Annotated in this window: 11 protein-coding genes, 1 rRNA gene, 1 pseudogene and 1 other annotated feature; of the genes and pseudogenes, 10 read left to right on the top strand and 3 right to left on the bottom strand. The window is 40.7% G+C overall.

All coding sequences use genetic code 11. The annotated features are described in order from the left end of the window. The first annotated feature begins 106 nt into the window (after positions 1 to 106). Positions 107 to 1,289, top strand: a sequence feature (most likely nonfunctional fraction of RNA operon). The 3 genes from FXW07_RS02005 (at position 532) to FXW07_RS01995 (ending at position 2,229) form a co-directional block, all read left to right on the top strand. Next, the gene (locus FXW07_RS02005) at positions 532 to 732 is read left to right on the top strand and encodes a hypothetical protein (protein WP_229393527.1); all 201 of its coding nucleotides are present in this window, start codon (positions 532 to 534) and stop codon (positions 730 to 732) included. It overlaps the preceding feature by 201 nt. A gap of 84 nt (positions 1,290 to 1,373) precedes the next feature. Further along, positions 1,374 to 1,495, top strand: a 5S ribosomal RNA gene (gene rrf, locus FXW07_RS02000). Between the two features lie 431 nt (positions 1,496 to 1,926). After that, a complete protein-coding gene (locus FXW07_RS01995; RefSeq protein ID WP_229393526.1) occupies positions 1,927 to 2,229 on the top strand; it encodes a hypothetical protein in 303 nt (100 codons plus the stop codon). Between the two features lie 185 nt (positions 2,230 to 2,414). Here FXW07_RS01995 and cbiZ read toward each other — a convergent pair whose 3' ends face one another. Then, complete coding sequence (gene cbiZ / locus FXW07_RS01990; protein ID WP_229393525.1) at positions 2,415 to 3,017, bottom strand: adenosylcobinamide amidohydrolase; 603 nt, start codon at positions 3,015 to 3,017, stop codon at positions 2,415 to 2,417. A gap of 209 nt (positions 3,018 to 3,226) precedes the next feature. Continuing rightward, the gene (locus tag FXW07_RS01985) at positions 3,227 to 3,616 is read right to left on the bottom strand and encodes an ATP-binding cassette domain-containing protein (RefSeq protein WP_229393524.1); all 390 of its coding nucleotides are present in this window, start codon (positions 3,614 to 3,616) and stop codon (positions 3,227 to 3,229) included. A gap of 967 nt (positions 3,617 to 4,583) precedes the next feature. On the opposite strand from FXW07_RS01985, the gene FXW07_RS01980 reads away from it, so the two are divergent. The 4 genes from FXW07_RS01980 to FXW07_RS01965 all read left to right on the top strand — a co-directional run bounded on the left by FXW07_RS01980 (position 4,584) and on the right by FXW07_RS01965 (position 12,492). Then, positions 4,584 to 5,375, top strand: a complete 792-nt coding sequence (locus FXW07_RS01980) for a class I SAM-dependent methyltransferase (protein ID WP_229393523.1) — start codon at positions 4,584 to 4,586, stop codon at positions 5,373 to 5,375. Positions 5,376 to 5,639: 264 nt separating this feature from the next. Beyond that, complete coding sequence (gene ilvE, locus FXW07_RS01975; RefSeq protein WP_229393522.1) at positions 5,640 to 6,518, top strand: branched-chain-amino-acid transaminase; 879 nt, start codon at positions 5,640 to 5,642, stop codon at positions 6,516 to 6,518. A 350-nt stretch (positions 6,519 to 6,868) separates the two neighbouring features. Continuing rightward, positions 6,869 to 11,593 carry a PAS domain S-box protein gene (locus tag FXW07_RS01970; protein WP_229393521.1) on the top strand — a complete coding sequence of 1,575 codons (4,725 nt, stop codon included), beginning with the start codon at positions 6,869 to 6,871 and terminating at the stop codon, positions 11,591 to 11,593. 503 nt (positions 11,594 to 12,096) lie between these two features. Next, positions 12,097 to 12,492, top strand: coding sequence for a DUF3147 family protein (locus tag FXW07_RS01965; protein WP_229393520.1), 396 nt, complete (start codon positions 12,097 to 12,099; stop codon positions 12,490 to 12,492). Between the two features lie 157 nt (positions 12,493 to 12,649). Here FXW07_RS01965 and FXW07_RS01960 read toward each other — a convergent pair whose 3' ends face one another. Then, complete coding sequence (locus FXW07_RS01960; RefSeq protein ID WP_197078896.1) at positions 12,650 to 12,787, bottom strand: hypothetical protein; 138 nt, start codon at positions 12,785 to 12,787, stop codon at positions 12,650 to 12,652. A gap of 556 nt (positions 12,788 to 13,343) precedes the next feature. On the opposite strand from FXW07_RS01960, the gene FXW07_RS01955 reads away from it, so the two are divergent. From FXW07_RS01955 to FXW07_RS01945, 3 genes and pseudogenes are all read left to right on the top strand, one after another. After that, a complete protein-coding gene (locus FXW07_RS01955; protein ID WP_229393519.1) occupies positions 13,344 to 14,225 on the top strand; it encodes a DUF89 domain-containing protein in 882 nt (293 codons plus the stop codon). Between the two features lie 219 nt (positions 14,226 to 14,444). Next, a complete protein-coding gene (locus tag FXW07_RS01950) occupies positions 14,445 to 14,633 on the top strand; it encodes a CooT family nickel-binding protein (RefSeq protein WP_048119793.1) in 189 nt (62 codons plus the stop codon). A gap of 298 nt (positions 14,634 to 14,931) precedes the next feature. Then, a pseudogene (locus FXW07_RS01945) lies at positions 14,932 to 15,124 on the top strand (IS4 family transposase); the annotation flags it as partial. Positions 15,125 to 15,162 lie beyond the last annotated feature (38 nt).

The raw sequence follows: 15,162 nt of genomic DNA, 5'->3' as shown, positions 1-15,162 counted from the left end.
AATCTGTAATGGCTCAAGTCGGCTGCACCCAGGGACCCGTGAAAAGGCCGCTAAATGTCCGTACCAAGATCTGACACTGGTGCCCCTAGCTGAAAAGGCTAAGGCGTGTCGGAGTACTTCAGTTAAGGGAATTCGGCAAATTAGCTCCGTAACTTCGGGATAAGGAGTGCCTGCTGTGAAGACAGCAGGTCGCAGTGACCAGGGGGCTCTAACTGTCTAATACCAACATAGGAGATTGCAAACCCGTAAGGGCTAGTACAATCTCTGAATCCTGCTCAGTGCAGGTACCTGAAACCCCGTTTCAACGGGAAGAAGGGCCTGTAAACAGCGGGGGTAACTATGACCCTCTTAAGGTAGCGTAGTACCTTGTCGCTTAATTGGCGACTTGCATGAATGGATCAATGAGAGCCCCACTGTCCCTAACTGGAATCCGGTGAAGCTTACATTCTAGTGCACAGTCTAGAGACCTCTAGGGGGAAGTGAAGACCCCGTGGAGCTTTACTGCAGCCTGTCGTTGGGTTGTGGTTCTGGATGTACAGTGTAGGTAGGAGGCATCGAAGCGGGTGCGCCAGCATCCGTGGAGCCGCAATTGGGACACTACCCTTCTGGGACTACGACCCTAACTCTGCGAAGAGGACCCCGATAGGTGGGCAGTTTGCCTGGGGCGGGACGCCCTTGAAAAGATATCAAGGGCGCGCAATGGTTGACTCAAGTGGGTCGGAAACTCACTGAAGAGTGCAAGAGCATAAGTCAGCCTGACGTTATTCAGCATAGCAGTGGATGACGAGACGAAAGTCGGTTCTAGCGAACTTTTGAGCCTCCTTGGTGGGGGCCAAAAATGACAGAAAAGTTACCCCGGGGATAATTGAGTCGTTGCCGGCAAGAGTACATATCGACCCGGCAGCTTGCTACCTCGATGTCGGTTCTTTCCATCCTGGCCGTGCAGCAGCGGCCAAGGGTGAGGTTGTTCGCCTATTAAAGGAGATCGTGAGCTGGGTTTAGACCGTCGTGAGACAGGTCGGTTACTATCTACTAGAGGTGTTCGAGGTCTGCGGGTAAGCTGCTTTTAGTACGAGAGGAACCAAGCAGCGGCGCCACTGGTGTACCGTTTGTCTGACAAGGCATCGCCGGGCAGCTACGCGCTTCGGAATAAGAGCTGAATGCATCTAAGCTCGAAATCTAACCTAAAAAGAGACCTCATTAAGGATTCCGGTAAAAGACCGGTTTGATAGAAACGGGATGTAAGCACCAAGGCAACGAGGTGTTCAGTCCGCGTTAACTAACCATCCGTTCCTTTCCTAATCMRGTCCAGGCGAAATYCAGTATGCAGCACTATACATGACTTCATTTCATAATCCCACTTATAGGTTGAGTCTGGCGGCCATAGCGGCAGTGTAACTCCTGTACCCATCCCGAACACAGTAGATAAGCCTGCCCGCGTTCCTTACTGTACTGAAGTGTGCGAGCCTTCGGGAACTCTGGATCGCTGCCATACTCACCTTATAATACTTTACTTTTCATAATCTGTTTTTAATTGGTTTTTCTGATACTGTTCTTTCTGATATTTGTATTTAAGAATCCTTTAGTTCTATTTTCTATGGCTTTTGTTTGACTCCTTCTTTCTTTGTCTGATTGAGTGTAGTGAAGAATTGTTCTGGTTCAATCAACAGTTATATTTGCTGTACTTAGTTCCATGTGAAGTACAGCGTTTCTGCGTTCCTAAATTCCTTTGAGCCGTCAAAGACGGAAATAGTAGTCGCCAGTTTTCTATGGATTTATTTCAGTCTTTTTTGTGCACATTTTGAATAATTTTATATGCTTCTCTGTCAATTGAATATATAACGCCAAAAAAGAAACTAATCATTGTTAGTTTTTCTAAAAATGTAAATGAATTGTAAATCATAGAAATTTGAGGGGGTAAATAATATGGAATCAATAAATTCTCAAAACCAGAATACTCAGGTGAAGAATGTTGAAATCGATGTTAAGGGACAAAAAGCAAAAGTTATGAAAAACCCGGGACTCGCTGCCGTAGGTTCGTTCTTTTTTTCAGGACTGGGCCAAATTTATAATGGCGAAATTAAGAAGGGATTGCTGCTTATTTTCATACAGGTAATAAATGTTCTTCTGTGCCTTGTCCTTATCGGATTTATTACCTATCCGATAACATGGGCCTATGGAATCTATGATGCTTATAAGACTGCCGAAAAACTGAATAATCAAGTTTAACTCTGTTCGGAAGTAGTAAACAATTTATAGCTTTCAGTTCTGGGTTTCAGGTTTTTATGATCGGGTTCAAATCTCACGGAAGTTTTCTGACTCCAGTGGAATTTGGCCAACTTTACATTTATCTTCAGAAAAATGTGACTGGCTTTTAGTTTTCGGTCCCTTTCTTGAAAAAGCAGCTTTATTTTTTATTCTCCCCGTAGCTCAAGCCCTACTTTTACTCCTTTTATAACGGCTTCAGTAATCTTTTTTCCAAAATCCGTGCTTGAACCTGCGTAAGGAATTTCCTGTCTTTCCTCATTTTCCAGGCCAGGTTTTGAGGCAATTTCATAAGCAACAATCACTGCATCCGTATTGGTGCCCAGGAAAGTGTAGCCTTTCTCAAGCAAAGCAAGCCCTTTTGCTTCTGTGGCTGTGATTATCGCTCCGAGAAGAGCTGTCTCGGATAGCCTTACTTTTGAGATCAGAATTATATTTATGGTTCCTACTTTTGCCCTGAATTCTGAGCCGTTGCTCACTCCAGCAGTTATGAAAGCAGTCAGATAGTCATTTTCTATTACCTGAAGGTACTCCATTTTTACAGCTGTAAGAAGGCCGAAGTAAGCCTCTTCAAAACTCAATTTCAGGGCTTCTTCTTTTACGAATTCTCTTGGGTCTGGTGGATTAAAGGTTCTTGGAACCTGTTTGTTGAAAAGATACTTTACCCGTGCACGGCCGCCGTTTAAGCCCGTGTTCACGGCTTCGAAATCTCCTTTGATTATAAGGGTGCTGTCCTTCAGATAGTATTCCATACACATGAGCTCCGTTTTTTGTTATAGAAGTATTATATAAGTATAATAGTTGGTCGAACTTATGAGATAATGCTTTCAAAATGAAAATAGTAGTTTAGGGAGCAATCAAAACCGATCAGTTAAATTCCCATGCAGAAATTCTCAAACTTTTCATGGCCGAGTAATTCTTCGGATTTTCCTTCGAAAACGATCCTTCCATTCATCAACATTTACGCATTATCGCTTATCTCCAGTGCTTTTTTGACATTCTGTTCAACTATAAGCACCGTAAGTCCGAACGTTTCTTTTAGCTCCAGAATTTTCTGAAATGTATCGTTTGCAAATCTCGGTGAAAGCATGGCTGTAGGTTCATCGAGTATGAGAAGTTCTGCCTTCTTTATAAGGACTGAAGCTATTGCAAGAAACTGTCTCTCACCGCCGCTCAATGTACCTCCTTTTTGTTTTAGCTTCGTTGTAAGTTCAGGAAATACTTCAAGGGCTAAATCCAGCCGATCCCTGTATTCTCCATTTTCAAGAATATAACCAGCGATTTTAAGGTTTTCCTCAACTGTTAAATTAGTAAAGATATTCTCTATCTGTGGAAGGTAAGCTATACCCATGCCTGTCTTTTAGCTTTTCTCATAGGCGCGGCTGCTGGTGTTTAAAGGTTCCAGGATTTAAGTCACTTAGAATATGTTCTCTGATCAATTATTCGAAAGTTTAAGCCTTGTAAGCTCCGGAATTTCTTCCTTCAATTAATAAGGGTGGGTTCAGGCAGTAGAACAATGTGTTCCAGGTCTGACTCAGGAAAAAGTAGCAGAGATTAAAATAAGTGTTTTAAAAGGCTTTATTAAATTGAAAAAGAAATCTCGAAGCGATAGTGTTTTGCTCTAAACGGTTCTTGATATGTTCTTTGTTGGTACGTTCTTTTTTGATAGGTTCTTTTTTGATAGGTTCTTTTTTGATACGTTCTTTTTCTCAACATAATAAATTATTTAACAATGTGCACCTATATTACTAATAATGGATCACAGGTATTACTCATACTGGTTAGCTCTTATTATTCTTTCTGGAATATTTTATGTTATTTTTGGAACATTCTATTCTGTTTTCGGTTTTAGTGGATTTCTAATCATTGCAGATGTCTTTTTTATTTTAAGTGTTCTGTATGGTCTATGGTATTCTATTTCTCATAAATCTCACAGTTGAGTAAACGTTTAATTGTGAGTAAATGTTCAATTATCTTTGAAAAATTCTATTATTGTGAAAAAATAATACAAGTATTTTTGGACATGTAAAAAAAATTAGTTTTCTGCTTATTACTAATCGTAATTATGCGTTTATATAGTAAGTACAGCAAAACTAAGATCCAAGTTTACACTTTAGATGATTAATGGCTTATATTACTGTTTTTTAGCTCAAACGTATAAGTACTAATGTATAAGTCCTAGCACTAATATATATGTCCTAACGCTGATGTATAAGTCCTGTAAGTTTTCACATGAACTTTCTAACGTTTAACACAAAACCTCCTGATCTAATGAAGCCAGAACTGTTAAATATCTAGAGAAAATACAAATAGTTTTTATGTATTCCTGGGATCCAAAACTTTACTCTTCGAATTCCTCAGCTCAGAAAAACTGGGGTTTTGAACTTCTTGCAAAGCTGAATTTGAAAGGAAATGAAAGGTTTCTGGATGTTGGCTGCGGGGACGGAAAACTTAGTGCTGATGTAGCAAAAAGCTTACCTGAAGGCTCTGTTCTAGGAATCGATCTATCTGAAGAGATGATTACTTTTGCCAGGAATCATTATCCTCAAGAGAAGTTTCCAAACCTTGCTTTTATGCAAGCAAATGCAAGTGAACTTACTTTTGATTCTGAGTTTGATATTGTTTTCTCCAATGCTGTTCTTCACTGGATAAAGGCTCCTGAAGCTGCTCTGAAGGGTTTTTGGAAAAGCCTCAAACCCGGCGGAGTATTTCTAGCCCAGCTTGGAGGGAGAGGAAACGCTGCAGAAATCCTCAAAATTCTTGACTATATGCTTGAAAACGAAAAATGGAGTTCTTATTTCAGGGATTTTGTATTTCCATACGGTTTTTACGGACCTGAAGAATACGGTAAATGGCTCAAAGAAGCAGGTTTTTCAATTAAGCGTTTGGAATTGATCTCAAAAGATATGGCTCTTCAAGGAGATAGTGCACTTTTTGCCTGGATTGCTTCAACCTGGCACCCCTATATACAGCAGGTACCTCACGAATTGAAAGAGGATTTTATAAGTGAACTTGTAACTCTTTTTGTAAAGAGTTATCCGCCTGATGGCAAAGGATACGTCCATGTTCAGATGAAAAGGCTGGAAATTGAGGCTTATCGTGAGAAGTGAGATTTACCTTGAGAAATGAGACTTATCTTGAGAAGTGAGACTTATCTTGAGAAGTGAGACTTATCTTGAGAAGTGAGACTTATCTTGAGAAGTGAGACTTATCTTGAGAAGTGAGACTTATCTTGAGAAGTGAGACTTATCAGGAGAAATGAGTCTTATCTTGAGAAATGAGGCTTATCAGGAGAAATAAATTTGTAAGACAAAAGAGTATAAAAATATATTAAGTTCAGATTTGATTAAAGCTTCAAACATGGTGGTTTATACATGAGCGAATTACTGATTTATATTAATGGAGACTTTGTCCCCAGGTCCGAAGCCAGAGTTTCGGTCTATGACCACGGTTTTCTCTATGGCGACGGAGTGTTTGAAAGTATAAAGGCGTATAACGGACTTGTCTTTAAGTTAAAGGAACATGTTGACAGGCTTTATGACTCAGCAAAGGCAATTGCAATGGATATTTATCTCACAAAGGATGAGATGACTGAGGTAATCCTTGAAACCCTGAGGAAAAACAACCTCAAAGATGCTTATGTCCGTCTTGTAGTCTCAAGAGGAATTGGAGACCTTGGGCTTGACCCTCGCAAGTGTGAAAAACCAAATATAATTGTTATAGCTCAGGGCTGGGGAGCTATGTATGGCAACCGCTACGAAGCAGGAATTACAGGAGTTAGCGTCTGTGTCCGGCGAAATGCACCTGACGTTCTATCCCCGAATATCAAATCTCTGAACTACCTGAACAACATACTGGCAAAGATTGAAGCCAATGAAAAAGGAGGAGATGAAGCCATTTTCCTGGACCAGAATGGCTTTGTGTGTGAAGGTTCGGCAGACAACATCTTTGTTGTCAAGAATGGTAAGGTCTATACTCCCCTGACAATCAGTAATCTAAAAGGAATAACCAGAGCTACAGTCATCGAAGTTCTGGACCAGATGGGATACGAAACTATCGAAGCAAACCTGGGTTTATTTGACCTTTACACGGCAGATGAAATATTTGTCACCGGCACCCTGGCTGAAATGGCCCCGCTTATCAAGGTAGATGGAAGACTGATTGGAGATGGAAAGCCAGGCCCGATTGCTAAAAAGCTGGCCAGAGGTCTCAAAGAAGTAACTGCAAACATTGGGACTCCGATCTACTCTTAAAAGCTTAAAATAGAAGATGAAAGAGGATCTTTGTTTCGTATTCCATCTTTTGTTTTATTTCTAAATTTTTTTTGTTTCTAAACACTTCATCTCGATAATTTTGACTCCTGTGTAGAATAAAGGCTCTTCACTATTCCATATGGATAAGATGATTTTCAACTCAAGACCGCATTGGTTTTTATGGGAATATTATGAGAATATTATGAGGATATCCACAAATAATTACTGTATAAAAATCAAAATATATATTTATTTAGTTATCATTAAATTTATTTAGTTACTATTTAATTTATTTAGTTATCACTAAAGATTGCATTTTATTGCATAACAGAGGGAGACTTTAGGGGAAAATGAAAACGAAAAAAGAGCAGTCTCAAGCAATAAACCCGAATCCTGTTCTTATTATCGATAAGGATGGTACTGTTCTTTACTCAAATGAAGCCGGTGAACCCTTATTGAATGAGTGGGATGTGAAAATCGGAGGAAAACTATCTTCGAATATCAGAGACCAGGTGCAACGGGTAATTTCGCGGAATAACCCGGAAAAAATGGAAGTTAAAGTAGGAAAAAGAATATACCTGGTTGTTTTTCATCCCTCACCCGAGCAAGAACGTGTAAACGTTTCTGGATTTGACATAAGCGACCAGAAAGAAATCGAAGAAAAGCCTTTGGAGAGCGAAGAAAAGTACAAAGAGCTCTTCAATTTGATTGAACAGGCAGTACAGGTTGGTGAGATAGTTTTTGATGAGAAAGGTCGGCCTATCGACAATATCATTCTTGATGTCAATCTCGCGTATGAGAAGCATTCAGGTCTGAAGCGAGAACAGGTTATCGGTCGGCACATCAAAGAGCTACTCCCTATCGTCGAGCAGAAATGTCTAGATCGTTACGGAGAGGTTGTTCGCACAGGTATGGGAATGCACTTCGAAGAATACAACTCTTTTCTCGACAAGTGGTTTGAAGTATTTGCAATCCCGATTGGAGGTAATCGTTTCATTGCGGTCTTTAGCGACATCACAAAGCGCAAGCATACGGAAGAAGATATCTTCCAGTCGGAGAAACATTATCGAATTCTACATGAAACCATGCTTCAAGGTGTAGTCTACCAGGATGCCAGCGGTAAGATTATTTCCATGAATCCCGCAGCCGAGAGGATTCTTGGCAAGACTCCGGCTGAGTTCCTGGGCAGCTCTTCTATGGGCGAAGAGCACCTTACTATCAGAGAGGATGGCTCGCCGTTTCCGGGATTTGAACATCCGTCTATGGTATCCCTGCGAACAGGGAGAAAAGTGCAAAATGTGGTGATGGGCGTTTATAATCCTCGTGAGAACTGCTATCGATGGATCAACATTAATGCTGTGCCCATTTTCCGGACTGGAGAAGACAAACCTTTCCAGGTATACACTCTGTTTGATGATATCACCGAACGCCAGCAAGAAGAGCACAGGATATACAGATACAACCGTATTTTAAAGGGAATAAATCGGATCTTCAGCAATGTAGTGCAGGCAAAAACAGAAGAAGAACTGGGAAATGAGTGTCTATCTGTAGCCCTGGAAATTACCGGCAGCCAGTTTGGTTTCATTAATGAAATGGGCACTGATGGGCTGCTATACAATGTTACAAAAAGCCAGTTTGCATGGGAACAGTGCCTTATGGACGACAAGACCGGGCATCAAAGTTCTGATTTTATTGTCCACGGCTTATACGAAAGTGTCATTGTCAATGAAAAAAGCTTCTTTACCAACGATCTGCAGTTACACCCCGACAGTATCGGCGTGCCACCAGGTCGTCCACCGATAACGTCATTTCTTGGAGTGCCCCTTGTCCAGAACGGGAAAACTGTGGGCTTGATTGCAGTCGCAAACCGCGAAAACGGCTATAGCTGCGAGCAACTGGAGGACCTCGAATCTATTGCGCCGGCAGTGACGCAGGTACTGCATAGAAAAAGGGAAGAACAGGAGCGAATGAAGGCAGAAGAAGCACTTAGCCGAGAAAGAAGCCTGCTGGAAAGTGTCATGCAGACCACCGATGTTATGCTGGTTTTTCTCGATCCGCAATTCAATTTCTTATGGGTCAACTCAGCCTATGCCGAAACATGTCATATGAAATCAGAAGAGATAATCGGAAAGAATCATTTTGCTCTGTATCCTGACGCAGAAATTGAGGAAATCTTTCGGACAGTTCGAGACACCGGCAAAGAAATTTTCTACAAGGGCAAGCCGTTTGTCTTCCCGGATCAGCCAGAACGCGGGGTGACCTATTGGGACTGGAGTCTGGCACCGGTCAAGACTTCCGGTGGAGGTGTTGGGGGGCTGGTCTTCTCACTTCGTGAAACTACAAAATACAAACAGTTTGAGGCGGCGTTGCGGGAGAGTGAAGAACGTTTGCGCTTCCTGGGTGACAACTTACCGGACAGTGCAATCTATCCGTGTGTCTATGAACCCGAAGAAGGTGTCCGGTTCCTTTACTTCAGCACAGGCATCGAGCGGCTCAACGACGTCAATGTCCAGGATGTGCTGCGTGATCCCAGCACGCTGTTCAGGCAGGTTTTACCGGAATATCTTCAACAGCTCCTCAAAGCCGAGGCCCGAAGCGCTCGTGAGTTGTCGGATTTCGAGATAGAAGTGCCTATGCAGCTTCCTGACGGTCAAGTTAAATGGATAAGACTTCGTTCCCGCCCGCGCAGGCTGCCCGATGGCCGAACAATCTGGAATGGCGTGCACACCGATATTACTCAGCACAAGCAGGCAGAAGAAGCTCTACGGAAAAGTGAGGAGCACTACCGAATGCTCTTTACAAATATGACAGAAGGTTTCGCCCTTACGGAAATCGTTTGTGATAAGGACGGCAAACCTTACGACTATCGTTATCTTGAGGTAAATCCCGCATATGAGCTTAATAATGGTGTGAAGAAGGAAGAGTTGTTAGGCAAGACTTTACTTGAAGTGTTTCCCCAGACGGCCACCTCGACAATAGAAAAGTTAGGCGAGGTAGCGCTCTCAGGTCAGTCAACCAATTTTGAGATTTTGAGTCAGATATTGAATAAGTATATTGATATTTATGCATTTAGTCCTGAAAATGGAAAACTTGCGGCGATTATTAGGGATGTTACTGCAAGAAAAGAAGCAGAAGCCAGGTTGAAAGAAACACTGGACAACCTGGAAAACCTGGTTAAAGAGCGTACAGAAGAGCTTGAGAAAGCTTATATCTCGTTGAAAGAAAGTGAAAAGGGTCTTGCCGAAGCTCAAAAGATGGCTCACATTGGAAATTGGGATTGGGATTTTGCAACTGGTGAAGTGTACTGGTCTGATGAGTTATATCATATTTTTGGACGTAATCCTCAAGAATCAGGCGCAACTTACGATGAACTTTTAAATTATATACATCCCGATGATCGAGATTTTGTGTATAGTGCTGTCAAGAAAGCTTTAAACGAAAAGTCGTCTGGTATGGATTACAGGATTGTATTGGCTGGTGGGGAAGTGTGCAATGTCCATGTGGAGGGCGAAGTCATTTATGATGAGAATAATATTCCTGTTCGAGCGAAGGGAATAGTCCAGGATATTACTGAGCATAAAAAAGCAGAAGAGAAAATTCAGAACTTAGCGAATATTGTGGAATCCTCGAATGATGCTATTGGTACTCTGTCTCTTGAGGGTGTTATTACAAGCTGGAACAAAGGAGCAGAGCAGGTTTATGGTTATTCGGCGGAAGAAATTCTTGGAATGACCGGATCCATCCTGGCTCCACCTCATTTAAGTGAAGAAACAAAAAAATTAACTGAGAGGGCTAAAAAGGGAGAAATAATTCATAATTATGAGACTTCACGGTTAAGAAAGGATGGCACAATAATAAATGTTTCAGTAACTTTTTCTCCGGTTTTTGATGCCTCTGGAAAGTTAACTGCTATCTCAGTCATTGCCAGAGAGATAACCGAAAGCAAAAAGGCAGAAGAAAAGCTTCGGGAAAGTGAGGAAAAGTACCGCAACATCGTTGAGACAGCAAACGAAGGTATACTCATAATTGATGATGAAGTCATAATCACCTACGCGAATAAGAAAATGACAGATATGCTTGGATACACTCTGGAAGAAGGTATTGGCAGACCAGTATGGGATTTTGTCGATGAAGAAGGTAAGAGTATCCTCAAACAGAATCTGGAAAAGAGACTGCAGGGTATCAATGAGAGTTACGAATTGAAATTATTCTGTAAGGATGGCTCACCCTTATGGGTACTCATAAATGCTAAATCCCTTTTTGATAAAGATGGTAAGTTTATGGGCGCGATGAGCATGCTCACTGATATTACTGAGCGTAAAAAGGCTGAAGAAGCTCTGGAAAAAATGGATAAAGCAAGGATAAAAGAGATTCATCACAGAATCAAAAATAATTTACAGATAATTTATTCTTTGCTGGACCTCCAGGCTGAGAAGTTCAAGGACGGAAATGTTATAGAGGCTTTCAGGGAAGGCCAGAACAGGGTAATCTCAATGTCCCTTATCCATGAGGAACTCTATAAAGGAGAAGGGACCGATACACTGGATTTTTCGGCATACCTTAAAAAACTAGCTGAAAACCTTTTCAAGACTTACAGCCTTAGCAGTAAGAATATCAGTCTGAGCATGGATCTGGAAGAAGACACTTTCCTTGATATGGATACTGCTGTCCCATTAGGAATAATTGTTAATGAGTTAGTTTCGAATTCCCTCAAGCATGCATTCACTGAAAAGCATGAAGGAGAAATTCGTATCCAGCTCTGCAGGGAAGAGACGAACAAAGAGACGAACAAAGAGACGAACAAAGAGACGAACAAAGAGACGAATAAAACGAATAAAGAGAAGAATATGTCCCTTTTCAGCCTGAAAATTTCTGATGATGGCAAAGGACTTCCAGAGGATCTGGAATTAGAATGCACCGAGTCACTTGGCTTACAGTTAGTGAATATCCTTGTTGACCAGCTTGATGGAAGACTCGAACTTAAGCGGGCGCAGGGTACAGAATTCACTATCAGGTTTAATGTAGTAGAAAAAGATAATCAGGCGTCAACGTCAGCAATGCAACAATCAATCTAATGATCTTTTTAGTAGAAATTAAGAAAAATGTGCATCGCCGATGTAAAAGTTTAGTGGAGACAATACTGGCCAGCGTACATATTCTATATATCTGCTGAACTCTACGAACTGAGATTCCTAGACCTATCATCGAGGTGAATTTTCCTGTTAACTTTTGGGCAATGATTCACCGGGCCCTTTTCCCGTTAAGTTTTACAATAAATGAGGGAGTACAATCGACGTAGTTAACGCGAAACAATTTTGGAACCTTGATTCGGCAGGTCGACATATCATTTTCTATAACTGTTGATGACAGCAAGACGGGAAAGCAGAAATAACTATGCAGAATCAATACAAGAGAAGGTGAGGTAGTTGACGGCTATCATCCCTTCTTTACTCGATATGGTAAACCGGATCTAACGAGGAAGGTTTCTTCTCGCTTTCAGGATAAAAATAGTATTGATAAGGAAAATTTAAAATGTTTTAATAGTTCTTTTAGAAAAGTTGCAATAAGGAGGTATATCATGAAATTAGATTTCAAAGACCTTGCTCTCAGGTTCGTCTTCGGGGGAACTGCTGTTGCTGCCTGTTATATCATGCTGCAGATAATCCCTTCAAAATCTTTTGCTGGAGTTTTTGCAGCTTTTCCAGCGGTTATGGTAGCTGCTGTTATAATGGCAGGACATTTCGGAAGTTCTGAGCAAGCTTCTGACATTGCCCTCGGAGCTAGCGCAGGGATGATAGGCTGCACTATATGCGTGCTCACTGCTGCCTTCTGCATGGAGCACCTTAACAGTTGGAGCCTTTCAATTGTCATTGCTCTGCTGGTTTGGTTTTTCAGCTCATATTTATCGACCAGGCTGATCCAGGGTTTCCTGGGAAAAATGAAAGAAAAAAGACAGCAAAAAATACGCTATTGAACTTTGAGATTCCAGAAAAGCCCTGAACAAAGAAATTCTTCCGGGCTCATCTTTACCATCCTTTTGCAGACTTTCCTTAACTTTCCCGGGATTTATACTACTTCAAAATATTTTGGAATCTTCACTCCTGTTTTTGTTATTTTATTTACTGGACTTATTATTTTAATTTCATTGGTTCTCCACAGCATGTTACATTGCCGGTACAGCATGCATCGGTAGAGCAGGATACATCTCCGCACTCTTTTACTACTTGAAGTTCAAAACCACATGCTTCGCAACGAAGGACCTGACCCATTTTCAAATCTCCACAGTTCATTTTCGTGTCACCTCAATAGTCTTAATATGGAAAGTATGTAATTTAGGTTCAAACTGCTTTTGAAACAATGATTCTGAAAATTAGTCTATAAAAAAGCCCTGAGCTCTCTGAAAAGCAGCAGCCTTGAAAGCAGGAACAATAGATAGCCCAGGTAGGGAAATCCGCTCAGACCCCTAAAATATCATAAAAATGAGAAAGAACATCCTTAATATATTTTCTCTTCAGTCATTCTTTTAGACTTTTCTAGATTTTTCTAGATTTTTCTAGACTTTTTTAGACTTTTCTAGACTTTACTAGATTTTTCTAGACTTTATTAGATTTTTCTAGACTTTACTAGATTTTTCTAGACTTTACTAGATTTTTCTAGACTTTACTAGATTTTTCTAGACTTTTTTAGACTTTTCTATGCTTCAGTTTCAGTTACATTTTTAAATATCTACTCTATCAGAAGAATAAATTCTTATCATATTTGCCGCAAATATCTATAGCAATCTGGCAAAACCTATTTTCGAATCAAAAAACAGGAAATGTTTCTATGAAGATGAACCCACGCTGTACCTATTGCCTGCTTTCAAGAGTACATTTTCAGTCTAAACTTTCTACGGACGATGAAGACCTCATAAGCAAGACCATCAAGGAATGCCTTGAAGTTGTGACCAAAAACTACAGTCCCGATGTGGTATCTGCTTCCGTAGCCACCAAAGTTCACAGAAAATGCTACGAGGTTCTGGGAGACAATGACCCTTATTCGGTAACAAAGAAACTTATCGACCAGGCTGCGCTGAAAGTCCTGCCTGTAGCAAAAGAAAAGATTTACGAAAACTCTCCAGACAACGGGGAACTTTTCAGGCGAGCAGTGCTGGCATCCGTGGTTGCGAATTACTTTGATTTCGGAATTATGGGTTTTGATGCCAGTGAAGACAAATTTGAGGCTGCTTTTCGGAAATACTTCGAACACGGGCTTGATGTGGATGACACTCCCAAAATGCTCGGGCTCATGCAGGACGTTGTTTACATTGCCGACAATTGCGGAGAAATTCTCTTTGATACGCTTGTTTTTGAGATCATCAAGAAACTCGGTGGAAAGATCACGCTCGTAGTCCGGGGTGGACCCATTCTGACAGACGTGACTTTAGAAGAGATCAAAGAGTTCGAAATTGATACTAAAGTCGATAGAGTCCTGACAACCGGTTCAAATGCCGTAGGTGTCCTTATTGAGGAAGCTCCAGCCGAACTTCTTCAGGCAATGAAAGATGCGACTCTTATTATCAGCAAGGGCATGGCCAATTACGAAACTTTATCCGAGCACAATTTTGGGCCAATTGCGTACATGCTTCTGACTAAATGTGAGTGTGTTGCCGAAGACCTGGGACTTGAAAAGAACTTATCCATTGCAAAACTGATGAACTGTCCCTGAGTTTTCCTATCCCTGAGTTTTCCTCTTAGAAGTTTTCGGAAGCTTCTTATCTATCAGGCTCACTAATAGCTATAGCTATGGATGGCATAAAAACAATTTAATGCATGCAGTAGCGCATGTAGTAAAGTGCTAATACCACGGCATAGAATATATTATTATACTGAATTTATACCAACAAAATTGAAAAATATAAAATGAATTATAAGGAGAAAGAAAAAAATGTGTGAACTTAATGTGTTCTTGCTTCGTGGAGATGAGCGTGAGAGAATTATGGATTCCGTAGCAAGGATCTTTGTTGAAGGCAACTCAATCCAGCTTACTGGAATTTTAGGAGATCAAATGACTGTTGAAGGCTCAATTAGAGAAGTTAACTTCTCACGGGGAGAAGCCCTTATCCTTGCAAATTAAACTTTTTATTTTTTCGTTTTACCTCTTTTTTAGATCTGACATTTTTCCTGTCTTTATCTCCTTATTCCCTGTTTATCTCCTTTTTCCCCTGTTTATCTCCTTTTTCCTATCTGTATTTTACATTTCAACCCCCTTTTAATTTTTACACCGAATTTGTGTCAATGCCGGTTTACTTTTCCCGATTTTGGTCAGAACTTGTTGAGTTTCTTCATCAGTGTGTTATTCACGGCATATAGGAGTTTGCAACAGATCCTGGAAGAAAACTTAGTAAAAAACTCGAAAACTTCCAGGATGTTCTAAAATGGCTAGATATACGCAGTTACGTTGGAGTGCAATATTTGCGGAGAATGCATCAGATTTATTGACAGTAATTCTGCATATATGTGGAATTCAAAGAATTGTTGAAATAATAATGAGTGTATGAAAGTCAAGCATTAGATCCGCATGTAAACAGAGAAAGATTTAGAGATAAACGATATCGAGAAAAATAGTGAAATTTATCAGACATCTGCAGAAAGTGGATTGTACC

The sequence above is a fragment of the Methanosarcina sp. DH1 genome (assembly GCF_020804205.1).
Classification (GTDB): domain Archaea; phylum Halobacteriota; class Methanosarcinia; order Methanosarcinales; family Methanosarcinaceae; genus Methanosarcina; species Methanosarcina vacuolata.
This window is presented reverse-complemented; position numbering and strand designations above follow the sequence as displayed.